The organism is Hymenobacter jeollabukensis, from assembly GCF_005771675.1.
Taxonomy (GTDB): Bacteria; Bacteroidota; Bacteroidia; order Cytophagales; family Hymenobacteraceae; genus Solirubrum; species Solirubrum jeollabukense.
The window spans coordinates 199,823-219,659 of the sequence record NZ_VAJM01000013.1 but is presented as its reverse complement, the minus strand read 5'-3'; the positions used below and the strand labels follow the sequence as shown (position 1 = coordinate 219,659).

Here is a 19,837-nt window from a genome sequence, read left to right as displayed (position 1 = left end):
GGCTTAGTGCCGGCCAGACCCGCTACAACAGCGGCGCGGCCTCGGAAAGTTTGCCCGGCGGCGCGCAAACTTCCGGCCAGTTCACGGACAAGTCCACTAGACCCCGAAAAAGCCTGCGCGTTGCAGGCTGCCCCGAGGAAGCTGGCCGTCCGGCCGGGCGCCGGGAGTATACGGCGTTGCCCGCCGCGCCGGCTGATATCAGGCGCACGAAGATCAGGCGGCTTGCGGTCAGCGGGTTGGGGCAGAGGCGCGGGCCCGGCAGGCTGGCCGGCCGGCGGCGGCAATCAGTGCCGACGGAAATTGCCGGTGCCGGGCCGGTTGGGTTGTTGCCTGCGTTCGGGGCGCGGCGTTGCGTCTTGCCGCCGGGGTTGCGTACCTTGCCGGTTGCATGCCTCCCCGTAGTCCCCGCCGTACCGCCGCCCCGTTGCTCCCGCTGGCCCCCGTGCCCCTGGCCGAGCTGCTGCGCCGCGTGCGCGATGTGCTGCACCTGGCCTTCGACGACGCCTACTGGGTGACGGCCGAAATTGCCGAAATAACGCTGCCGCGCTTCGGTGCCGGCCACTGCTACCTCTCCCTGACCGACCCCGCCCCGGGCCCCGGCGGCACCGAGCTGCGCACCCAGGTGCGGGCCACCATCTGGCGCAGTCGCTACGAGCTACTCGGCCCGCACTTCGAGGAGCAGACCGGGCAGTCGTTGCAGGCCGGCTTGCGCGTGCTGGCCCGCTGCCAGGTGCGCTTCCACGAGCAGTACGGCCTCAGCTTCGACGTCATTGCCCTCGACGCCTCCTACACCGTGGGCGACTTGGCCCGGCAGCGCCTCGAAACCATTGCCAAGCTGCAGGAGCGCGACCTGCTGGAGCGCAACAAGCGCCTCGCGCTGCCGCTGGCCCCGCAGCGGCTGGCCGTCGTTTCGTCGGCTACGGCGGCGGGCTGGCAGGACTTCGTGCGGCAGCTGGAGGAAGCGCCCTACGCCTTCGAAGTGGCCCTGTTTCCGGCCCAGATGCAGGGCCAGGACGCGCCCGCCAGCATTCTGGCCGCGCTGGACCTGATTCGCCGCCAGCGCGCCGATTTCGACGCGGTTATCATCATCCGCGGCGGCGGCTCCCGCACCGATCTGCTGTGCTTCGACGACTTCGGCTTGGCCGCCGCCGTCGGGGCCTTCCCGCTGCCCGTCCTCACCGGCATCGGCCACGACCGTGACGAGGCCGTGGTCGACCTCACCGCCCACACGGCCCTCAAGACGCCCACCGCCGTAGCCATCTTCCTGGTCGAGCGCCTGGCCCGGCTCGACGCGGCCTTCGACGGCTACGGCGTGCGCATTCACGAGCTGATGCTGCAGCAGCTGGCCCAATACGGCGCCGGGCTGGAGCGCCTGGGCCGGCAGCTGGTGCAGGCCAGCCAGGGCCGCCTCGCTTCTGAGCAAAATGCCCTGCGCCAGCGCCTGCGCCGCGCCACCGAAGCCCCCCGCGAAGCCCTGCTGCGCGAAACCCGCCAGCTCACGGCCCAGCGCCACCAGCTGCAGCGCGCCGCCCGCCGCGCCGTGGAAGGCCAGCGCCGCTACCTGCGCCACCTCGGCCGCGAGCTGCTGCGCCGTTGCCGCCGCCAGCACCAGCGCCGCCGCGAAGCCCTGCTGCGCCAGCGCTACGAGCTGGAACTGGCCGCCGTGCGCGCCACCGCCCGTCACGCCCTGGCCCTTTCGGCCGCCACCACCCGCCACGCCGCCCTCGACCCGGTGCCGCTGGCCCAGCGCGGCTACCTGCACGCCGACAGCCTGCAGCCGCTCACGCCCGCTACGCCCGCCGGCACCGTGCTGGTGCTGCAGCTGCCCGCCGGCCCGCTGCCGGTGCAGGTCATCAATCCCGCCGCCCCGCGCCTGCCGTTCTAGGGGCCGGCCCGCGGCCCGGCGCCTGGCCCGGCCGCGTCAGCCTACCGACTACTCCATTCCGACTACTACCTGACATGCCTGACCAACAACCCGCCGCCGACCGCACCTACCGCGACGCCATTGCCGAGCTGGAAGTGCTGCTGCGCCGCCTCGAAACCGAATCCGTGGACGTAGACGACCTGACGAGCAGCGCCGAGCGCGCCGCCGAGCTGATCCGTTTCTGCAAGCAGCGCCTGCGCACCGCCGAAGCCACCCTGGACCGCGTCTTCGACGCGCTGGACGAGGAAGACGCAGAAGAAGGTACTGCTTCCGATGCGTAACCTACGCTTCGATGGCGGGGCAGCTGTATTAGCTTATGATGCGGCGCTTCGGGCCGACGAGCGGCAACTGCTCTGGCCAAATAGCGGCAAGCTGGGTAGTGCTTGCTCCAACGCGCAATTGCTGCGTACTACCGTAGCCGACGGGCACGGTCGGCGCAATCTTTGGCGCGAGCCGTCCCGCGCTTATCATTCTCCGGAATCCACACTGTAAGCCTGACGGGTATCCGAAGTCAGCCCGGACCGCTGATGACCTGAGGAATAGCAGTACGACTGGATTTTGCTAAGAAGAATCCGGAAAATTATTAGCTTACTAAAGTAGGTGTCTACATATATTTGGCCGCCTGAACCAGGCATCGACCTTTCACAAACTTCACCTGTCCAAACAACAACTCTATGGTATTCGACGGCAACGAGGGCAGCCTGATCCTGATGGACGAAGGCGCCCAAATGACGGCTAACTTTCGCGCGGCGCAGCCCAACAGCAACTTGTGCATCTTCTTTGGCAAAACCATGCTTAATGAATTGCTCAACCAGCCAGATGCCATGGGCCTGCGCTTTTACTTCGCGCTCAATGGCGAAAACCAAATGACCCTGGTCACGGTGGCGGCCAACAGCAACGGCAATGACATCCAGGACAAAGTGGGCAACAAAGGGTTTCCCTGCCCGAGTGAATGTTGCGCCGAAAGCCCGCTGGCAGCAGTCGGGGCGTAAGCGTACCTTTGGGGTATGGATGCCCCGCTGCCCAACACCGCCTGGTTACAGACAACCAGAACCGTTCTTATCCTTGTAAGTGGGTTTGGCGTCTGGATTCCCCTGCTCATCGGGCTGTGGCGCTGGCGCAGCCTGTCCTTGCCCGCCAAAATCATCGTGGGCTACTTCGGTTTTTGGGCAGTCGAAGCCGTTGTTGACCAATGGAGCCGCAAAGTGCTCCACAACAACATTTACCTCTACCACCTGAGTGTGCTGGTCGAAACCTGGCTGTTGGGCTGGGCCTATTACCATTCCTACGACCTGAAACCAGTGCGGCGGGCCATGTTGCCCGTTGCGCTGGCTTTCACGTTGCTGGCCATAGCCGATGCCTGCTGGATTGCGGGCCTCGACCACTTGAACGTGGTGACGCGGGCGGTGCAGGTGATGATCATGCTGAGCCTGGTGCTGCTGTATTTCGAGCAGTGGGTGCGCGACATGCGCCTCGACAATCCCTGGCACAACCTCATGTTCTTGGTCAGCGTGGGCTTGGCCATCTATTACGCGGGCTCGGTCATGAGCTACTTGCTGATCGACGACAATTCGAGTGCGGTGGCCAGCCTCATCATGAGCGTCATTATCGACATCACCTACATCGTGGCCCTGGGGCTGATGACGCTCGGCCTCTGGCGCGAAATTCACCCGCGAACCAGCCCCGCCTACGAGACCACCCCGGCCTAACTGCGGAAACCAGCGGCTGGGGTAGGCGGTCGACCAAGTTCTGGGGCCGCAGCGCGCAGTACGGCTTCTGTCGCCGGTGCTGGCCCCGGTAGAGAATCCTTGCGCAAATAGAATATGATTTAGGATAACTTGACTTATGACGAGCCCCTTGTAACTTGCCCATTGGGAAATGCCGTCAACATCGGTTACATTTATACCTTCCCGACCAGTGCTTCTGCCTCACAGGGCTTTGCATTCGATTTCTTCTGCTTCTGAGCAGCGGCGCCCCGCGCAGCCCGGTTCAGGTCCTGATGTGGTTTACTGAATGAACTCCCTGCTTATGTCCCTGATGCTCGTCACGCCGGTACTGCTGATACTGGCGCTGGGCATCGTGGGCTTTGTGCTGCGCTACCAGCGCCGGCTGCTGCAGCAGCAGGAAGAGCTGCGCCGCGAACGGGAATACGCCCAGGCCCAGGCCCTGGAAGCCGCCCTGCTGGCCCAGGAGGAGGAGCGCCGCCGCATTGCCGGCGACCTGCACGACGCGGTGGGCACCATGCTCTCCATCGTGAAGCTGCACCTGAGCGGCCTGCCCGAATCGGCCACCACGGTGGAAATGACGGCCATGCTCGACCAGGCCATTTCCGAGGTGCGCCGCATCTCGCGCAACCTGCTGCCGGCCGTGCTCCAGAAGTTCGGGCTGGCGTTTGCCGTGGAAGCCCTGGGCCGGGCCGTGCCCGAGGGTGGCCCCCGCGTGCTGATTCAGCAGCTGGGCGAGCCGCGCCGCCTGCCCCCGCATCACGAGCTGGCCGTGTACCGCGTGGTGCAGGAGCTGCTCGGTAACGGCCTCAAGCACGCCCAGGCCCGCCAAATCACCGTGCGCCTGGAGTACGGTGACCACCGCCTCGCCATCGAATACGCCGACGACGGGGTGGGCTACAACCACGCCGCCATCGAAGCCATGGCCACGCCCGATACCCGCACCGGGCTGGGCCTGACCAACCTGCGCAGCCGCGTGGCCGTGCTCCGCGGCGTGCTCCGCCACGAGTCGGCCCCCGGGGCCGGCACCCGGGTTTGGATATCCTTCCCGGCCGCCTATCTTCCTACTATCCACACCACCCCGGCGGCTGCCGCGCCGCTTACCGTTTCGCTTACCTCATGAGTCCAACTCCCACGATCCGGCTAGCCATTGCCGACGACCACATCCTGTTTCGCAAGGGCCTGCGCGCCCTGCTGACGGGGTTTGACGAGATGGAAGTACTCTTCGAAGCCGGCGACGGGCAGGACCTGCTCGAACGGCTCGACTCGGTGCCCGTGCGCCCCGACGTGATTTTGATGGACCTGCAGATGCCCGTGCTCGACGGGCTGCAGACCACCCGCCTGCTGCGCGTGCAGTACCCGCAGGTGCGCGTCATCATCATTTCCATGCATGATGAGCCCGAGCTGATTGAAAGCCTGAAAAGCGAAGGTGCCTTCGGCTACCTGCTCAAAAACGCCAGCCCCGAGGAAATGCGCCGGCTGATTTATGCCGCTGTGGGCCGCAAGGTGACGGCCGCGGTGTAAGCAGCTACGCTAATCGATAAATTATTGGTGATTAACGATGTTGGGGATGACTCAACGGGTATACGTACTGATATGGACCCTGATGGCGCTGCCAACGGCGGCCCTGGCGCAGGTCAAATACATTTCGCTGGCCGAGCAGCGGCTGACGGCCCCGTTGCGCTGCGGGCGGGTGCAGCAGGTAATTGATGCCCGCGCCGACCGGGCCGGTATTGGCTGGGTGCAAAAGGGCCTCGACAACAAACGCACGCCGGCCGTGCTGCGCGACCCGCTGCCGCAGGCCCTGATGGACGTGCTGGCCACGGGCGTCGGCGCCGGGACCACGCCGTACGCCATGCGCGTGCACCGGCTGCGCGTGAGCGAGCTGACCACCAACAGCACCGAAACCGGTACGGCGGAGCTGGTCGTGGACTTTCTGCGGGTATTGCCCGAGCAGCGCTACGAGCTGGTGCTGCGGGCCGCTGCCCGGGCCGAGTACCGCGGCGTAGAAGTGACGGCCCGGCACCCGGTCAACATTGCGGCTACGCTGCAGCAGTGCCTCGCGCAGTTGGATTCGGCCGCCGCCCGGGGGCTGACGGGGTACGCGGTGCTCACGGCCGCAGAAGTAGCAACGCCGGTGACGCCGCTGCTGGCGTTGCTGCCGTTTCCCATCGAGCAGGCGGCGGCTCCAGCGCCCGGCATCTACCGCAGTTTCCAGGCATTCCGCTACAACCAGCCCGACGCCCGGCACCTGACGGCCCTGGCCCGAACCCCCAGCACGAAAGCCGGCTGGGCTGGCTCCGACGATATCGACGTGTATTACGTGGCGGCTGACGGCCAGCGCACCCCCGTGCGCGACGCTTGGGGCTACTGCGATGGAAAGCACACCTACATTCTGCACCGCCGCCATTTCTACCAGCTGGAACGCACGACCGAGGGCTATCAGTTTGAGGCGCCGAGTACCCCCGATGCCAATGCCGTGAATTCCGCCGCCTTAACGTACGGGCTGGTCGGCGGGCTGATTGCCGCCAACAACACGAGCGGCTACCGGCAGCAGCACTGGCTGAACCTGCTCACCGGGGCCGTGGAGGCCGAACCCGTAGCGGCCCTGGCCGATCCGCCGGCGCACTACCGGCCCGCCGTGCCCGGCCAGCCCGCACGCCTAGTGCTGTACTGGCGCACGCCGGCCGCCGCCACGGTGGAGGTGAACGGCCAGCCCTACGGCTCGCTCAGCGCCGATTCCGTGCAGACGACCCTAACCTGGAAGGAACAGCGTGGCCCCGCGCAGCTGTGCATCCGGACGGCCGGGCAGCCCGAGGCCTGCGCTTCGGTGTACCCCTATGCTGGCCAAACGGTGTACCTGAAATGGATGCCCGGGGCGTTGGTGGAAATGCCCGCCCGGGAAGCCCTGTTCGACCTGCGCCGCGGCGTGCTGCGCCAGCAACAGGCCCAGCGCAAGCAGGCCGGCCGCCCGAAATAAGCCGGCTCAGGGTTGCAGCTCCACGCTCGGGTCCCAGAACAGGCGCGGGAAGTCCTGCACCTGGTCGTCGACCACGCGCACGCCTTCGGCTTCGAGTGCGTCCTGCATGGCCGTGGGCGAGCCGAAAAACTGCTTGCCGGTAAGCAGGCCGAGGCGGTTGATGACGCGGTGGCAGGGTACGTACTCCGGGCCGCGGAGGGCGTGGGCGGCCTGCATGGCCCAGCCCACGGTGCGGGCGCCCTGCCGGCTGCCCAGGTAGCCGGCAATGGCGCCGTAGGTGCTCACGCGGCCGGGCGGAATCAGGCGCACCACCTCGTACACGTCGTGGAAGAAATTGCGGTTCTGCTCGTTGGGCTGCTTCATGGGAGAGCGAAGATAGGGCGGGCGCCCGGACGGCTGAACTGGCCGGGACGGGCCGCTGTTGGGAAAACCAGCCGCCAAGCCGGTAAAAAGGCGGCGCTGTGCTACCTTACCGGCCCGATTCCCACCATCATCACCGCTTTTTTGCACCATTTTATGAAAAACCGCAACCGCGCGGCGCTGGTCGCTACGGCCTGGGGCGCCCTGGCGCTGGGAGGCTGCGCCTCCAGCTCCAAGACCACCACGGCCAGCACCGCCCCCGCTTCGCAGCCTACCGCCAGCGCTACGCCGGCCCCAGTTGCCGAAACCTTTCCGCAGGGCACGGGCTTGAATGTGAGCAACATCGACAAGGCGGCCTCGCCTTGCCAGGACTTCAACCAGTACGCCTCGGGCAACTGGTACAAGAACAACCCCATTCCGGCCGCTGAGGTCCGCTGGGGCTCGTTCAACGAGCTGGCCGACAAGAACAACGCCGTGATGCGGCAGATTCTGCAGGAGGCCGCGGCCAACAAATCGGCCGCCAAGGGCACCAATGCCCAGAAAGTAGGCGACTACTACGCCACGGCCATGGATACCATGGCCATCGAGAAGGCCGGCATTGCGCCGCTGAAGCCCGAGATGGACCGCATCGGCGCCATCAAGAACCTCGACGGGCTGCAGATTCAGATTGCGCGCAGCCAGCAGCTGCAGACCGGGGCGTTCTTCAACACCTACGTGGGCCAGGACGACAAAATCAGCACGCAGTACGCCGTCAACTTCAACCAGGGCGGCCTCTCGCTGCCCGACCGCGACTACTACCTGAAGGACGACGCGCGTTCGAAGAACATCCGGGCCGCGTACCAGACCTACCTGGTCAACACCTTCAAGCTGGCCGGCGACAACGAAGCCACCGCCAAGAAGAACGCCGCCACCATCATGCGCCTGGAAACGCGTCTAGCGAAGGCCTCCAAGAGCCGGGTGGAGCTGCGCGACCCGTACGCCAACTACAACAAGATGACGGTGGCCGAGCTGCAAAAGAAGTACCCGAATCTGAACCCCAAGCACCTGCTGGAGCACCTCGATCTGAAGGCGGCCAAGGAGGTGATTGTGGGCCAGCCGGCCTTCTTCCAGGAGCTGAACACCATGCTCAAGCAGGAGCCCCTGGCCGACCTCAAAACCTACCTGCGCTGGCATCTGGTCACGTCGATGACCTCGGCGCTGCCCCAGGCTTTCGGCGACGAGTCGTTTAAGCTAACGCAGGTGCTGACCGGAGCCAAAAAGCAGCAGCCCCGCTGGAAGCGCATGAACCGCGCCACCGACGGCGCCCTGGGCGAAGCCTTCGGCCAACTGTACGTCGACAAGGCCTTCACGCCCGAAACCAAGGCCAAGGCCATGGCGATGGTGCAAAACATCAAGGAGGCCATGGGTGAGCATATCCAGCAGAGCGACTGGATGAGCGAGGCCACCAAGAAGGAAGCCATGCGGAAGCTCAACGCCTTCACGGTGAAAATCGGCTACCCGGACCAGTGGAAGGACTACTCGGCGCTGACCATCTCGCGCGACTCCTACCTGCAGAACGTCATTGCCACGCGCATGTGGCAGTCGAAGGACAACACCAGCAAGTTTGGGAAGCCCATCGACCGGAAGGAGTGGGGCATGACGCCGCCCACGGTGAATGCCTACTACAACCCGGCCATGAACGAAATCGTCTTCCCGGCCGGCATCATGCAGCCCCCGTTCTTCGACCCGAAGGCCGACGACGCGGTGAACTACGGCGGCATGGGCGCCGTCATCGGCCACGAAATCACCCACGGCTTCGACGACCAGGGCCGCCAGTACGACGCCGAGGGCAACCTGAAAGACTGGTGGACCAAAGAAGACGCGGAGAAGTTTGAGGCCCGCGCCGCCGTGGTGGGCAAGCAGTACGACGCCTTCTCGCCCGTCGACTCGGTGTTCGTGAACGGCAAGCTGACCATGGGCGAAAACCTGGCCGACCTCGGCGGGCTGAACATTGCCTACACCGCCCTGCACAAGGAGCTGAAGAAGCAGTACCCCAACGGCAACTACCCCAAGTACGACGGCCTGACGCCCGATCAGCGCTTCTTCCTCTCGTGGGCCCAGGTGTGGCGCACCAACGCCCGCCCCGAGTACCTGCGTCAACAGGTGATGACCGACCCGCACAGCCCGGCGCAGTTCCGTACCAACGGCCCGCTGATGAACATGCCGCAGTTCTACGAGGCCTTCGGCTGCAAGGAGGACGCGAAGATGATGCGCGCCCAGGCCGACCGCGCCAAGGTGTGGTAGGGGCTTAATTGCTCAATTGTAGCATTGCCGAATAACTAAAAAAGGCGGCCCGCGTCATGCGGGCCGCCTTTTTGATTGCTCTCGATGGCGCTGAAGCCGTACAAGCGGCGTCGGGCCGTAGGCCAGTCCTTTTCTTTGCGTGTATGAGTAAATCCGTTGCCGCTGCGGCGGCCCTGTTGCTGGCGGGCCTGGGGGCCTGTCAGTCCGAAACCAAACCCGAGCAATCCGCCACTGCGCCGGCCCAAGCCGAATCGACCACGCTGGCCGTACCCGCCCCGCCCGCCGATAAAACGGCCGAATACCTGGCCAACCCGCAGCTGGGCGACGTGCTGGTGGTGCGCTTCGTGCCCGAGGGCAGCGCGGCCGAGCAGTTCTACTTCTACCAGGTCTACAAGCTCGGCGGCGACACGGTGTACACGCACCCGGCCCGCCAGCCCGTGGCCGCGCCCGACGCCGACGCCAGCCGTCCCGACATCTTCGCGCCCGAAGCTACCCGCGCCTACACCCGCCGCGAGCTGGCCGAGTACCAACAGGAGTCCCCTTCCGACCCGCTGCACTCCCGGCTGGTGCGGGTGCGCAGGGGGAACAAGTAACGGGTGACACGTAATAGATGGCAGTTTCGGGTACGTTCCCAGCCGCGCAGCGGCGCCATATCGGTAGCCGAAGCGCAGCGGCATGGCATTGCTGACGCCCAGACGGCGCGGAAAGGTGCCGCTGCGGTGCAGCTCGGTTTATCTCCCAGCCGCACGAGCTACCAATATGGCGCCGCTACGCGGCTGTAGACAAAATCCCACGTAACGCAGCCAGTACAGCCTGATTACCTAATCACCTCCACCTTCATGGTCACGTCCTTTTCGGGCCAGTCGTAGGGGTCGACGGGGACTTGGTTGATTTTCTCCACCACGTCCATGCCTTCGATGACTTCGCCGAACACGGTGTACTGCCCGTCGAGGGCGGGGGCGCCGCCTTCGGTGGCGTAGGCTTTCAGCTCGGCGGGCGTGAGCTTGCGGCCGGCAATGCTCTGGGCCTGCTGCGGGGTGTATTTCTGGCCCACGGTAAAGTAGAAGTCGTGGGAGGAGGAGAGCTTGCCGGGGTTTTTCTCGTCGTCGTAGCGGGCCATGCCCAGGGCGCCGCGGCGGTGAAAGTGGCCGGGCCGGAACTCGGGCGGAATGTGGTATTTGCCCAGCTTGATTTCGCGCTTGTCGGAGTTGCCGCCCTGCACCACGAAGCCCTTCTCCACCCGGTAAAACACGGTTTGGTCGAAGTAGCCCTTGTTGGTGAGCAGCAGGAAGCTGGCCCGGTGCAGCGGGGTGTCTTCGTAGAGCTTCACTTTCACGTCGCCCATGGAGGTGTGGAAGAGCACCTGCGTTTCGGGGTGCTCCTGGCCGTAGGCCGTCAGCAGGCGCACGGCGTTGGAGTCGCGCATGGCCGCCAGGTCGGGGCCGGGAATGACGGGGGCGGCCGGGGCGGGTTTTTCCTGCGCGGGCGGGGGCTGCTGGTTGCAGGCGGCCAGCAGCATCAGCAGGCCGCAGGCGGCCGGGAGCAGCAGGGTGGGGCAGGAGCGGGGCATAGGCGGGCAAGAAAAATCCCCCGGATCCACTGGCGGGTCCGGGGGACAAACATACGCGTTGCCGGTGGCTCGGGGGCGGGGCCGCAGCCAGGCCGCTTAGTCGCCGAAAGCGTCGTCGGGTTTTTTCGCGTCGTCCTTCTTCACCTTGGTCTTTTGCTTGGGGCCGTCGTCCTGCTTCTGCTTCACTTTCACCTTGGCTGGCTGGTCGGCGGCCGGGGCGGCCGGCGCTTTCGGGGCGTTTTCGTCAGGGATGTCAGCCGGATTGGTGGGGGCGGCTTCGGGCTTCTGCAGGGCCAGCAGCAGGCTCTGGTCCACCAGCTGGTTTTCCTTCCAGGCCTTCAGCTGGGTGTCGAGCTGCTCTTTCTCGTCCTTGCTGAGCTTGCTCGGATGCATGAGCTTGTTGAGGTCGGGGCTGCCGGCGTCTTTCCAGGCCGTGTACCAGAACGAGGCCACCATCGTGGGCGCCCCTTTCAGGCGGTAGGCCACCATGCCGCCCACTTTCTTGTTGTATTCCTTGGCAAAGTCGTCGGAGTAGGAGCGGCGGGTCTTGCCGTACTTGTGCGAGTAGGTGTACTTCTTCTCGGTGCTGAACTTCTTGTTGATTTCGGCCTCGATGTCGAAGGTGGCGCCGAGGAAGCCGTAGGAAGCCTGCAGCACCTGCCAGATGGCCGCCTGCGGGTCCTTCAGGTAGTCCGCCTTTTCCGAGTCGAGCTTGTATTGGGCAATGAACAGCTCGGGCAGCTTGGATTCCCAGAGCGAGTGAATGCCCTGCTGCTTGGTGAGCTGCCCGTCGTAGTTTTCGGTGGTGTGCAGCGGCACGAAGGCGTCGGCCACGTAGTGGTCGAGGTCGGCCGAGAGGGCAATGATGGCGGTGGTGTCGCCCTCCTTGAAGGCGTCGGTGAGCTTCTCCTTCACGTCGAGTACCGTCCAGGGCACGGTGCCGTACTTCTTCAGCGTATCGGCCGTGTACTTGGCCACGGCCTTGTCGTAGGCTTTCGGCATCAGCCCGAAGGGGTTGTCGCCGAAGTGGTCCATGTCGATAAAGTGCTTGGATTCCTCCGTCGGGTCGTCGCTGCGGCGCTCATCCGGGGCGGTGCTCAGCTTCACCAGTTGGGCCATGTGCCGGAAGTAGAAGTTCTGCATACCGCTCGGCAGCGCGTACACGGCCACCTGCGTGATGGTGCGGTGGCCGAAGAAGCCCCAACCGGGCGAAATCACCGGCACGAGCAGCGCCAGCGCGAGAGGAAGTAAAGCTTTTTTCATGGGCAGGAAGCCGAAGGTGCAGTCAGGCGGTTAAAGTTCGGGAATTTTCGGCGTCGCCCGAACTCCCCTCCTCAGATGAGGAGGGGATGCCGCCGCTTTAGCGGTGGCGGGGGTGGTTGACCGGCTTTGCTGACGTTGTTTTTGCCGGGGTGCCACGCTTGGAAATGGATGCATCAAGGCCACCTCAAACGGCGCGGCCGCCCGTCAACCACCCCGGCGGCGAGTTTACTCGCTGCCTCCCCTCCTCATCTGAGAAGGGGAGTTTGCCGTTCTTGTAGCACCTCCCTGCTCCCCGCCCGATGAACGACAACATCTCGAAGAAGAAGCCCAGCTACCGCATCAGCGCCGGCCTGCGCCAGTACCTGCACCAGTACGACCGCGAAACCCGCCTGCCCGTCATGTACGCCGACCTGCTGCGCCACACCGGCTCCTTCCCCCTGCTCGACCGGCAGGGCCACGACACGCTCTGGGAAACCGTGCAGTACGAGCCGCACACCCTGCTGGAGCTCAGCCAGGGCCTCACCGAAGTGTACGCCCGCCTGAAAACCGACGGCGACCTGTCCTTCACCGAGCACCTCATTGCCGACCGCGTCGACTACTGCCGCTTCGGCAACTCCAACCCGTTCCGGGTGCGCATCGTCAACCAGTTCAACGACAACTACGACTACTTCTACGTCAAGCGCGCCGACGCCTCCCGCGTGTACGGGCTGGAGCTGGAGCACCTGCTGAGCCCCAACAGCATCAACTTCCTGGTGGCCGGCGACACGCTCATCGAGGAGCACATTGCCGGCATTCCCGGCGACGATTTCATCAAGACCCGGCTCGACCGGCCCCACCTCAACCAGGTGCGCATTGCCAAGGAATTCGTCAAGTTCAATGAGCGCTGCTTTGCCCGCCTGCTCGGCGACATGCGCTCCTACAACTACGTCATCGACGTGACGCCCGACTTCGAGGACGAGCAGTACCGCGTGCGCGCCATCGACTTCGACCAGCAGAGCTACGAGGGTCACAAGGCCATGTACCTGCCCCAGTACTTCCGGGACAACCGCCCGGTGGTGGACCTGGTGCGCCGCCTCCTCTCGCCCGAAACCATCCGGCAGTACCAGGTGGAAGAGCGCGCCCTGATGGCCCGCCGCGCCCGCGCCGAGCGGTACCGCCTCAAGGACCTGGTCGACTGCATGCGTGAGGAGGAACTCTCGCCGCCCGACAAGATTGCCCAGCTGAAAAAGGAGCTGAACCTGCACCACCAGACCCAGGAATTCGACCGCTGCGACTCCATGGGCGACGTGGTGCGCCTGAACCTGCGCCTGGTACTGGGCCGCCCCCGCAATCAGTGAGCGGATGGAGGTTCTGCTTTCATCTACTCATCCACTTATCCCCGGCCCGCTAATACCGGCCCAGGTTGAAGAGCACCCCGATGGATACCTCCACGCCGCCGGCGGTCAGGGCCCGCACGAAATTGACCATTTCCCGCGACGGAGTGCCGTAGCTGTACGTGTCGTTGAACACCACCGGGTCGCCGGTGAGGCGGGCGCCGTAGCCGAGGGTGCCCAACAGCCCCACGGTGCCGGGCTGCCAGCGCAGACCGCCGCGCAGGTGCAGCACCCCGCTGGGCTTGAAGCTGAAGTTGGCTTTTTCTTCGCGGCTGCCTACCATCAGGCTCATGTCCACGTTGTCGATGCGGCCGGTGCGGGCCAGTGCCGCGCCGAAGTAGGGCGTCACGCGGCGCTCGGGGTGCAGGTAGTAGCGGGCGCCCACCCCGATTTTGCCGCCCAATCCGAGGCCCAGTCCGGCGTTCAGGTCGAGGTTGGGCGTCACCAGATAGGCGTACTGCATGCCCCAGCCGTAAGGCGCGCCCCAGCCCAGCTCGATGCCGAGGGTACTGGTCGAGTACAGCCCGGGCAGGGCGGGCGCCTGGTAGGGCGCCATGGCGGTAGGCGGAGAGGCGGGCTGCGCGGGCCGGGCCGAGGGGTCGGGGCGGCTGTGCAGCTCGGTTTGGGCCGCGGCCCCGAAAGCAGTGAATACGGCCAAGGCAGCGGCCCCGATAGCAACGACGGAATATTTCTTCATGCTGCGAAGATGGCAAAAGGGGCACGCACCGTTGCTGCCCGTGCGCGAAAAAGCCGCCCGTCCCACGCCGCCGGCCAAGCGGCCTTAGCGCCGTGGCCCCAGACCGATGCTCAGGCCAAAGGAAATTTCCAGCCCGCCGGGCGCGAAGGCGCGGGCCGTGCGCACGGTTTCGGGGCGGGGGGCGGCTTGCCCCTCGGCGGGCTCATGGAAGCGAATGGGGTAGCCGCTCAGCCGCAGCCCGTAGCCCAAGGTGCCCAGAAAGCCCACCCGGTCGCTCTGCCAGCGCAGGCCGCTGCGCAGGTGCAGCACCGCGCCGGGGCGCACGTCGTAGGGTACGTCGCCGCTGACGGAGGCGTTCTGGTCGCGCAGGCGGCCGGAGTACACGGCGTTCAGGCCGAAGTAGGGCGAGGTGGCCCGCTGGGGCAGCAGGAAGTAGCGGGCCCCCACGCCCGCCTTGGCGCCGCTGGCAGCCAGGCCGCCGCCGACGGTACCCTCCAGCCGCTCGCTGAAAAAATGGCCGACATCGAGGCCCCAGCCGTAGGGGGCACCCCAGCCGGCACTCAGGCCCAGCGTGGTGCGGTAGTAGGGGCCGGGCGTTTCGGCGGCGGCCGCACGCACGGGCAGGCCCAGCGCCAGCGCGCCGGCGAGCAGATAGGTTGCGTTCATGCCGTAAAGAACCGCGTCGGCGGCCCCGGCGTCAATCCCCTAATGATGTGAGCCGCCGCTGATTAGCTGCCGCGCACGGCGGCGGTGGGGCTGGCCTGGCGGCGCTCCAGCAGCTCCCCCAGCTTGGTATAGATGAAGTCGGCGGCTCGGTCGCGCAGCTGGTCGACGGGGCCTTTGAGCACTTCGCGGTACTCGTGGGCGCGGCCTTCCAGCAGGATGGTAACGAAGACGGTGCCGATGGGCTTGTCGGGCGTTTCGGAGGCGCCGGGGCCGAACAGCCCGGTAATGGCCACGCACACGTCGGCGGGCAGGTGCTTGTGCAACCCTTCCACCATTTCGTTGGCAATCTGCTGGCTTTCGGCGGTGTATTCGTCGAGGGTTTTCTTTTTCACGCCCAGCAGGCGCTGTTTGGCTTCGGCGTGGTAAGTAACCACGGACCCGCGCAGGACCTCGCTCACGCCGGTGGCGGCGGCAAGCTGGGCCGTTACCCAGCCGCAGGTGCAGCTTTCGGCCAGGGCCAGGGTGAGCTTGTGCTGGAGAAATTTCTGGACGAGCGCGTCGACGTCGGGGGATTTCATGTAGGTAAGGAAGAAGGACGGCGCGGCGAGCAGGCATACGGCGGGTAGGGGGCGCGGGGTTGCGCCAGCCACCCGGCGGGGCAGCGGGGTGGGAGAGGCGACGTCGGGGCCGGGCGAGGAAAATAATTGGAAAACGGGGCCGCCGACAGGCGCGGACCCTGCTACTTTTAGCCAGGTTTTTACGACGCGTATCCGAATGAAGAAAAATTACTCTCCGCTGAATTTGTGGCTGCTGCTGCTGTGCTGGGCAATGCTGCCCGCGTGGGCGGCGCAGGCCCAGACGCCGGCCTGGACGCAAGCCGCCGCGGGCGGCGCGGCCACGGGCACGGCCCCGACCACCAGTGAAAGTCAGGCGCAGGCCACCGCCGTCGACGATGCCGGCAACGTGTTCGTGGCGGGCTGGTTTACGGGGCAGGTCACGTTTGGCAGCACCGTGCTGACCAGCGCCGGGCAGGAAGACATCTTTCTGGCCAAATACGCGCCGGCAACCGGGCAGTGGATATGGGCCGAGCGGGCCGGCGGCACCGGGCGCGACCAGGGCTACGGCCTGGCCACCGCGGGCGCCAATGTGTACCTGACCGGCTTCATCACCAACACGCGCAGTGACGCCCAGCGCGTGCGCTTCGGCAACAACGTCACCCAGCTCGGGGCGTCCATCGGACCCAACGCCGACCTGGTGCTGGCCAAATACGTCGACAACGGGGCGTCGGCCAGCCTGGCCTGGACCCAGGTGGGCGGCGGCCGGCTGGCGGACTGCGGCTCCGGCGTGGCCGTCAGCGGCAACAGCGTGTACGTGGGCGGCATGATTCGCAACGACCGGGCCGATCATCTTGTGGTCCGCTTCGGCGGCTCCGGCACCACGCCCGCCACGGTGGCGCAGGCCGGTGCCAGCACCGCCCCCGACAATGACCTGGTGCTCGTCAAGTACACCGACAACGGCAGCAGTGCCACCCTACGCTGGACGCAGGTGGGCGGCGGCACCGGCTCCGATGCCGGGATGGCCGTGGCCGTGCAGGGCCGCAGCGTGTACCTGGCCGGCTACGTCGAGAACACCGCCACCGACGCCGACAGTGTCCGCTTTGGCGGCTCGGGCCTGGTACCTGGCACGGTGCGGCAATACGGTAACAGCGCCTATTACAACGGCGACATCGTGCTGGTGAAATACATCGACAACGACACCGCCGCTGTCGTGGGCTGGACGCAGGCCGGCGGCGGGCGCTTCCACGACGAGGCCACCGGCGTGGCCGTCAGCGGCAACAGCGTGTACCTGACGGGCTACGTCACCAGCGAAACGCAGGACGGGGCCGGCATCCGCTTCGGGGCCGCGGGCACCGCGCTCGGTACGGCCGTGCAATGGGGCGCCTCCGACCAAAGCACCGACCTTATCCTGGCCAAATACACCGACAACGGCACCTCGGCCACCCTGGGCTGGACGCAGGTAGCCGGTGGCCGGCACGTCGACACCGGGTTTGCCGTGGCGGCCGAGGGCGCCAATGTATACGTGGCCGGGCTGCTCACCAACAGCAGCACCGACATCAGCACGGCGCGCTTCGGCGGCTCGGGCAGCACCCCCGGCACCATCGTGCGGGGCGGGGCTTCGGCCATTGAGAGCTTCGACCTGGTGCTGGCCAAATACACCGACCTCGGGCCCCGGGCCACCCTGGCCTGGGCGCAGGTGGGCGGCGGCACCAGCGACGACCGTGGCATCGGGCTGGCCGTGCGCAACGGCCGGGCCTACGTGGCCGGCTACTTCACCGACGCGGCCAGCTTCGGCCGCACCAATCTGGCCAACTCCATCGGGGGCAGCGCCACCGTGGTGGCCGTGGTCAACGAAGGCGCGCCGCTGGCCCTGGCTTCGCCGACGCGGGCCGCGGGGTTCCATCTATACCCTAACCCCGCCACCGGCAGCTTCACGCTGCTGCTGCCGGCCGAAGCCGGTGCCACGCAGGCCGAAGCTACGCTCTTCAACGCCCTGGGCCAGCGCGTACGCACCCAGACCGTAGCGCTGCCCGCCTCCGGCGCCCGCGCCACTTTCGACGCGCGCAAGCTGGCCGCCGGGGTGTACCTGCTGCAGGTGCAGGCGGGGGAGTACACCGTCAGCCGCCGCGTGACGCTGTACTAACCCGGACGGCACTGCCCGAGCAGAAGCCCCGCCGAGTTATCGGCGGGGCTTTTTACGTCTGAGCGCTGGTGCGGCGCCGCAAAAAGCCGGCGCCCTTACCTTCGGCCCGATGAGCACCCTCTCCGAGAAAGAAAAGATGCTGGCCGGTGTGCTGTACCAGGCCAACGACCCGCAGCTGGTGGCCGAGCGCCGCCACGCCAAGGCCCTCTGCCACCGCTACAATCAGCAGCCCGTGGACCTCGACCGCGCCGTGCTGGCCGAGCTGCTCGGCTACGAAACCGACGCCCACCTCGAAGCCCCGCTGCGCCTCGACTACGGCTACAACCTGCGCCTGGGCCGCAACGTGTATGCCAACTACAACCTCACCGTGCTCGACTGCGCCCCCGTCACCATCGGCGACAACGTGTTCATCGCCCCGAACGTGGTGCTGAGCACCGCCGGGCACCCGGTGGAGCCCGGGCCGCGGGTGGCGGGCTGGGAATTTGCCCGGCCCATTACCATCGGGGCCAATGCGTGGCTGGGCGCGGGCGTCATCGTGCTGCCCGGCGTCAGCATCGGGGCGGGCAGCACCATCGGGGCCGGCAGCGTGGTCACGCGGGATATTCCGGCGGGCGTGGTGGCCGTGGGCAACCCCTGCCGGGTGCTGCGCGCGCTGCCGGCAGCCGACTAACTGTTCTTCGGCGCCGGTGCCGGAGCCGGCGTGCCTGGGGCGGTAAATGGAGGATTGGTGCTAAAAGAATGCTGCATGCCTACCAAATTCGCCGCAATCCGTACCTTACGGCCCGTAGCCGCTGCGGCGGCCCGCTCACTTTCTCACCCTTCCATTCCCATGGCTACCCAGCAAGAATTTCAGGATGCGGCCGACCGCGCCCAGCAGCTCCCCAAAAAACCCGACAACCTGACCCTGCTCAAGCTCTACGCCCTCTACAAGCAGGCCACCGAAGGCGACGTGAGCGGCGACCGTCCCGGCGGCTTCGACTTCAAGGCCATTGCCAAGTACGACGCCTGGGCCGGCCTCAACGGCAAAGGCCAGGACGACGCCCGCCAGGAGTACGTGGACCTGGTCAACCAGCTGTTCCAAGGCGCCTAGTTCGCTTTCTTGCTGCATTACCGCCGGCGGCACTGGTAGTCACGGCGAGCAAAGCGTGATAATCGGTCCTGGCCAGTGTGCCAACCCTAAAAATAGCACCGCCCGAAACCAGTAACTCCGGTTTCGGGCGGTGCTATTTTCGGCTTCTGCCAGCGGGGCCGTCGTACCGCGAGCGGAAAGATTGCTTCACTTGACTACGTCGACCTACGGTTCGCTCGCAATGACGGCCAGTGCCGGCGGCGGCGTGACTTATGCCTTCTTGGGCGGCAGGTCGAAGGCTACGGCGTTGTGCTCGAAGTGGCCTTTGTGCGAACCGTCGCAGAAGGGCTTGTTCTGGGAGAGGCCGCAGCGGCAGATGCTGACCAGGGTGCGGCCCTGCAGGCCGTACTCGTTGCCCTGGGCATCGACGATGATGAAGTCTTCGCCTTCGACGCGCAAAGAGCCGTTGTTGTTGACGGTGAGTTTCGTGGGCATTGCTGGAGGGGGGATTAGGTGATTGGGAAATCAGGTGATGAGGTAGGCGTGCTACCCGCCCCGTCACGCGACGGAATGGGCATCACCCAATAACCCAAGTCCCAAAAGTAGCTGCTATACGGCAACTCCCCCGAGGCGGACCGATACGTCCTAATCCCCGTTCAGCTTTTTGCGCATCACGAAGTCGTTCATCCAGTAGGGGCCGATGGGAATGTCTTCCTCGCGGTACTGCTGAAAGCCCAGGCGCTGGTAGAAGCTGAGGGCGGGGTTGTGGCGGTTCACGTTCAGCTCCAGCCACTGGCCGCCGGCCATGCGGGCGCCGCCCTCCACGGCCGTTACCAGGCGCTGGCCCAGGCCCAGGCCCTGGTGCGAGGACAGCACGTAAAGCTTGTGCAGCTTGAAGACTTCGGGTTCGGTGGGACGGGCGCCGTAGGAGGCGTAGCCGGCGGGGTGGCCGTCGTAGAACACCAGCAGAAAGCGGTGGCCGTCGTCCTGCATCTGCCGCGCCAGCGAGGCGGGCGTGTAGATGACGCGGTACATGTAGTCGATCTGCTCCTTGCTGATAATGAAGCGGTAGGTAGGCTCCCAGGTGGCTTCAGCCAGCTCGATGATGACGGGAATATCGGCCGTGGTGGCCGGCTGAATGGTGACGGGAGCGGCTACCGGATCGGGCATGGGACGCAGACGGAATATACTTTCGCAAAAATAACGAACGTTCTTCCGGCCCGTAAGT

Annotated in this window: 21 protein-coding genes; 13 read left to right on the top strand and 8 right to left on the bottom strand. The window is 66.0% G+C overall.

Features of this window, described 5'->3' with window-relative positions; translation table 11 throughout:
- The first annotated feature begins 388 nt into the window (after positions 1-388).
- The 7 genes from xseA to FDY95_RS20935 all read left to right on the top strand — a co-directional run bounded on the left by xseA (position 389) and on the right by FDY95_RS20935 (position 6,628).
- Positions 389-1,885: an exodeoxyribonuclease VII large subunit gene (gene xseA / locus FDY95_RS20965; RefSeq protein WP_138080648.1), complete on the top strand. Its 1,497-nt coding sequence runs from the start codon at positions 389-391 to the stop codon at positions 1,883-1,885.
- 74 nt (positions 1,886-1,959) lie between these two features.
- Positions 1,960-2,205, top strand: coding sequence for an exodeoxyribonuclease VII small subunit (xseB, locus tag FDY95_RS20960; RefSeq protein WP_138080646.1), 246 nt, complete (start codon positions 1,960-1,962; stop codon positions 2,203-2,205).
- Positions 2,206-2,598: 393 nt separating this feature from the next.
- Entirely contained in the window at positions 2,599-2,916 is a 318-nt protein-coding gene (locus FDY95_RS20955) for a hypothetical protein (protein ID WP_138080644.1), read from the top strand.
- A gap of 15 nt (positions 2,917-2,931) precedes the next feature.
- A complete protein-coding gene (locus FDY95_RS20950) occupies positions 2,932-3,633 on the top strand; it encodes a hypothetical protein (protein ID WP_138080642.1) in 702 nt (233 codons plus the stop codon).
- 304 nt (positions 3,634-3,937) lie between these two features.
- Positions 3,938-4,771, top strand: coding sequence for a sensor histidine kinase (locus FDY95_RS20945; protein ID WP_138080640.1), 834 nt, complete (start codon positions 3,938-3,940; stop codon positions 4,769-4,771).
- Complete coding sequence (locus tag FDY95_RS20940) at positions 4,768-5,172, top strand: response regulator (protein WP_138080638.1); 405 nt, start codon at positions 4,768-4,770, stop codon at positions 5,170-5,172. The genes FDY95_RS20945 and FDY95_RS20940 overlap by 4 nt, the downstream gene beginning before the upstream one ends.
- Before the next feature lie 82 nt (positions 5,173-5,254).
- A complete protein-coding gene (locus tag FDY95_RS20935) occupies positions 5,255-6,628 on the top strand; it encodes a hypothetical protein (RefSeq protein WP_138080636.1) in 1,374 nt (457 codons plus the stop codon).
- Positions 6,629-6,634: 6 nt separating this feature from the next.
- On the opposite strand, the gene FDY95_RS20930 is transcribed toward FDY95_RS20935, so the two are convergent.
- Positions 6,635-6,991 (bottom strand): MGMT family protein, encoded by a 357-nt coding sequence (locus FDY95_RS20930; protein WP_138080634.1) that lies wholly within the window; start codon positions 6,989-6,991, stop codon positions 6,635-6,637.
- Between the two features lie 153 nt (positions 6,992-7,144).
- Between FDY95_RS20930 and FDY95_RS20925 the strand changes: the two genes are divergently transcribed.
- Together FDY95_RS20925 and FDY95_RS20920 are read left to right on the top strand one after the other, a co-directional pair.
- Positions 7,145-9,271: a M13 family metallopeptidase gene (locus FDY95_RS20925; protein ID WP_138080632.1), complete on the top strand. Its 2,127-nt coding sequence runs from the start codon at positions 7,145-7,147 to the stop codon at positions 9,269-9,271.
- A gap of 143 nt (positions 9,272-9,414) precedes the next feature.
- Entirely contained in the window at positions 9,415-9,864 is a 450-nt protein-coding gene (locus FDY95_RS20920; protein WP_138080630.1) for a hypothetical protein, read from the top strand.
- 224 nt (positions 9,865-10,088) lie between these two features.
- Here the strand turns inward: FDY95_RS20920 and FDY95_RS20915 are convergent, their stop codons facing one another.
- Both FDY95_RS20915 and FDY95_RS20910 read right to left on the bottom strand, forming a co-directional pair.
- Positions 10,089-10,841 carry a peptidylprolyl isomerase gene (locus tag FDY95_RS20915; RefSeq protein ID WP_138080628.1) on the bottom strand — a complete coding sequence of 251 codons (753 nt, stop codon included), beginning with the start codon at positions 10,839-10,841 and terminating at the stop codon, positions 10,089-10,091.
- Positions 10,842-10,937: 96 nt separating this feature from the next.
- Positions 10,938-12,104, bottom strand: coding sequence for a zinc dependent phospholipase C family protein (locus FDY95_RS20910; protein ID WP_138080626.1), 1,167 nt, complete (start codon positions 12,102-12,104; stop codon positions 10,938-10,940).
- Positions 12,105-12,403: 299 nt separating this feature from the next.
- On the opposite strand from FDY95_RS20910, the gene FDY95_RS20905 reads away from it, so the two are divergent.
- A complete protein-coding gene (locus tag FDY95_RS20905) occupies positions 12,404-13,441 on the top strand; it encodes a hypothetical protein (protein ID WP_138080624.1) in 1,038 nt (345 codons plus the stop codon).
- Between the two features lie 49 nt (positions 13,442-13,490).
- Here FDY95_RS20905 and FDY95_RS20900 read toward each other — a convergent pair whose 3' ends face one another.
- The 3 genes from FDY95_RS20900 to FDY95_RS20890 all read right to left on the bottom strand — a co-directional run bounded on the left by FDY95_RS20900 (position 13,491) and on the right by FDY95_RS20890 (position 15,418).
- The gene (locus FDY95_RS20900) at positions 13,491-14,174 is read right to left on the bottom strand and encodes a hypothetical protein (protein WP_138080622.1); all 684 of its coding nucleotides are present in this window, start codon (positions 14,172-14,174) and stop codon (positions 13,491-13,493) included.
- Positions 14,175-14,258: 84 nt separating this feature from the next.
- Positions 14,259-14,840 (bottom strand): hypothetical protein, encoded by a 582-nt coding sequence (locus FDY95_RS20895; protein ID WP_138080620.1) that lies wholly within the window; start codon positions 14,838-14,840, stop codon positions 14,259-14,261.
- 62 nt (positions 14,841-14,902) lie between these two features.
- Positions 14,903-15,418 (bottom strand): CinA family protein, encoded by a 516-nt coding sequence (locus FDY95_RS20890; protein ID WP_138080618.1) that lies wholly within the window; start codon positions 15,416-15,418, stop codon positions 14,903-14,905.
- 196 nt (positions 15,419-15,614) lie between these two features.
- Here FDY95_RS20890 and FDY95_RS20885 point away from each other — a divergent pair, with 196 nt between their 5' ends.
- From FDY95_RS20885 to FDY95_RS20875, 3 genes are all read left to right on the top strand, one after another.
- Complete coding sequence (locus tag FDY95_RS20885; RefSeq protein ID WP_138080616.1) at positions 15,615-17,540, top strand: T9SS type A sorting domain-containing protein; 1,926 nt, start codon at positions 15,615-15,617, stop codon at positions 17,538-17,540.
- Between the two features lie 109 nt (positions 17,541-17,649).
- On the top strand, positions 17,650-18,210 hold the full coding sequence (locus FDY95_RS20880) for a sugar O-acetyltransferase (protein ID WP_138080614.1): 561 nt from the start codon (positions 17,650-17,652) through the stop codon (positions 18,208-18,210).
- 159 nt (positions 18,211-18,369) lie between these two features.
- The gene (locus FDY95_RS20875; RefSeq protein ID WP_138080612.1) at positions 18,370-18,630 is read left to right on the top strand and encodes an acyl-CoA-binding protein; all 261 of its coding nucleotides are present in this window, start codon (positions 18,370-18,372) and stop codon (positions 18,628-18,630) included.
- A 249-nt stretch (positions 18,631-18,879) separates the two neighbouring features.
- Here the strand turns inward: FDY95_RS20875 and FDY95_RS20870 are convergent, their stop codons facing one another.
- Both FDY95_RS20870 and FDY95_RS20865 read right to left on the bottom strand, forming a co-directional pair.
- Positions 18,880-19,104, bottom strand: coding sequence for a CDGSH iron-sulfur domain-containing protein (locus tag FDY95_RS20870; RefSeq protein WP_138080609.1), 225 nt, complete (start codon positions 19,102-19,104; stop codon positions 18,880-18,882).
- Between the two features lie 150 nt (positions 19,105-19,254).
- On the bottom strand, positions 19,255-19,779 hold the full coding sequence (locus FDY95_RS20865; RefSeq protein WP_138080607.1) for a GNAT family N-acetyltransferase: 525 nt from the start codon (positions 19,777-19,779) through the stop codon (positions 19,255-19,257).
- Positions 19,780-19,837: the final 58 nt, after the last annotated feature.

Excerpts from the sequence above, each read along its gene's own strand:
- xseA (WP_138080648.1), top strand. The coding sequence starts at position 389 with ATGCCTCCCCGTAGTCCCCGCCGTACCGCCGCCCCGTTGCTCCCGCTG.
- xseB (WP_138080646.1), top strand. The coding sequence starts at position 1,960 with ATGCCTGACCAACAACCCGCCGCCGACCGCACCTACCGCGACGCCATT.
- FDY95_RS20955 (WP_138080644.1), top strand. The coding sequence starts at position 2,599 with ATGGTATTCGACGGCAACGAGGGCAGCCTGATCCTGATGGACGAAGGC.
- FDY95_RS20950 (WP_138080642.1), top strand. The coding sequence starts at position 2,932 with ATGGATGCCCCGCTGCCCAACACCGCCTGGTTACAGACAACCAGAACC.
- FDY95_RS20945 (WP_138080640.1), top strand. The coding sequence starts at position 3,938 with ATGAACTCCCTGCTTATGTCCCTGATGCTCGTCACGCCGGTACTGCTG.
- FDY95_RS20940 (WP_138080638.1), top strand. The coding sequence starts at position 4,768 with ATGAGTCCAACTCCCACGATCCGGCTAGCCATTGCCGACGACCACATC.
- FDY95_RS20935 (WP_138080636.1), top strand. The coding sequence starts at position 5,255 with ATGGCGCTGCCAACGGCGGCCCTGGCGCAGGTCAAATACATTTCGCTG.
- FDY95_RS20930 (WP_138080634.1), bottom strand. The coding sequence starts at position 6,991 with ATGAAGCAGCCCAACGAGCAGAACCGCAATTTCTTCCACGACGTGTAC.
- FDY95_RS20925 (WP_138080632.1), top strand. The coding sequence starts at position 7,145 with ATGAAAAACCGCAACCGCGCGGCGCTGGTCGCTACGGCCTGGGGCGCC.
- FDY95_RS20920 (WP_138080630.1), top strand. The coding sequence starts at position 9,415 with ATGAGTAAATCCGTTGCCGCTGCGGCGGCCCTGTTGCTGGCGGGCCTG.
- FDY95_RS20915 (WP_138080628.1), bottom strand. The coding sequence starts at position 10,841 with ATGCCCCGCTCCTGCCCCACCCTGCTGCTCCCGGCCGCCTGCGGCCTG.
- FDY95_RS20910 (WP_138080626.1), bottom strand. The coding sequence starts at position 12,104 with ATGAAAAAAGCTTTACTTCCTCTCGCGCTGGCGCTGCTCGTGCCGGTG.
- FDY95_RS20905 (WP_138080624.1), top strand. The coding sequence starts at position 12,404 with ATGAACGACAACATCTCGAAGAAGAAGCCCAGCTACCGCATCAGCGCC.
- FDY95_RS20900 (WP_138080622.1), bottom strand. The coding sequence starts at position 14,174 with ATGAAGAAATATTCCGTCGTTGCTATCGGGGCCGCTGCCTTGGCCGTA.
- FDY95_RS20895 (WP_138080620.1), bottom strand. The coding sequence starts at position 14,840 with ATGAACGCAACCTATCTGCTCGCCGGCGCGCTGGCGCTGGGCCTGCCC.
- FDY95_RS20890 (WP_138080618.1), bottom strand. The coding sequence starts at position 15,418 with ATGAAATCCCCCGACGTCGACGCGCTCGTCCAGAAATTTCTCCAGCAC.
- FDY95_RS20885 (WP_138080616.1), top strand. The coding sequence starts at position 15,615 with ATGAAGAAAAATTACTCTCCGCTGAATTTGTGGCTGCTGCTGCTGTGC.
- FDY95_RS20880 (WP_138080614.1), top strand. The coding sequence starts at position 17,650 with ATGAGCACCCTCTCCGAGAAAGAAAAGATGCTGGCCGGTGTGCTGTAC.
- FDY95_RS20875 (WP_138080612.1), top strand. The coding sequence starts at position 18,370 with ATGGCTACCCAGCAAGAATTTCAGGATGCGGCCGACCGCGCCCAGCAG.
- FDY95_RS20870 (WP_138080609.1), bottom strand. The coding sequence starts at position 19,104 with ATGCCCACGAAACTCACCGTCAACAACAACGGCTCTTTGCGCGTCGAA.
- FDY95_RS20865 (WP_138080607.1), bottom strand. The coding sequence starts at position 19,779 with ATGCCCGATCCGGTAGCCGCTCCCGTCACCATTCAGCCGGCCACCACG.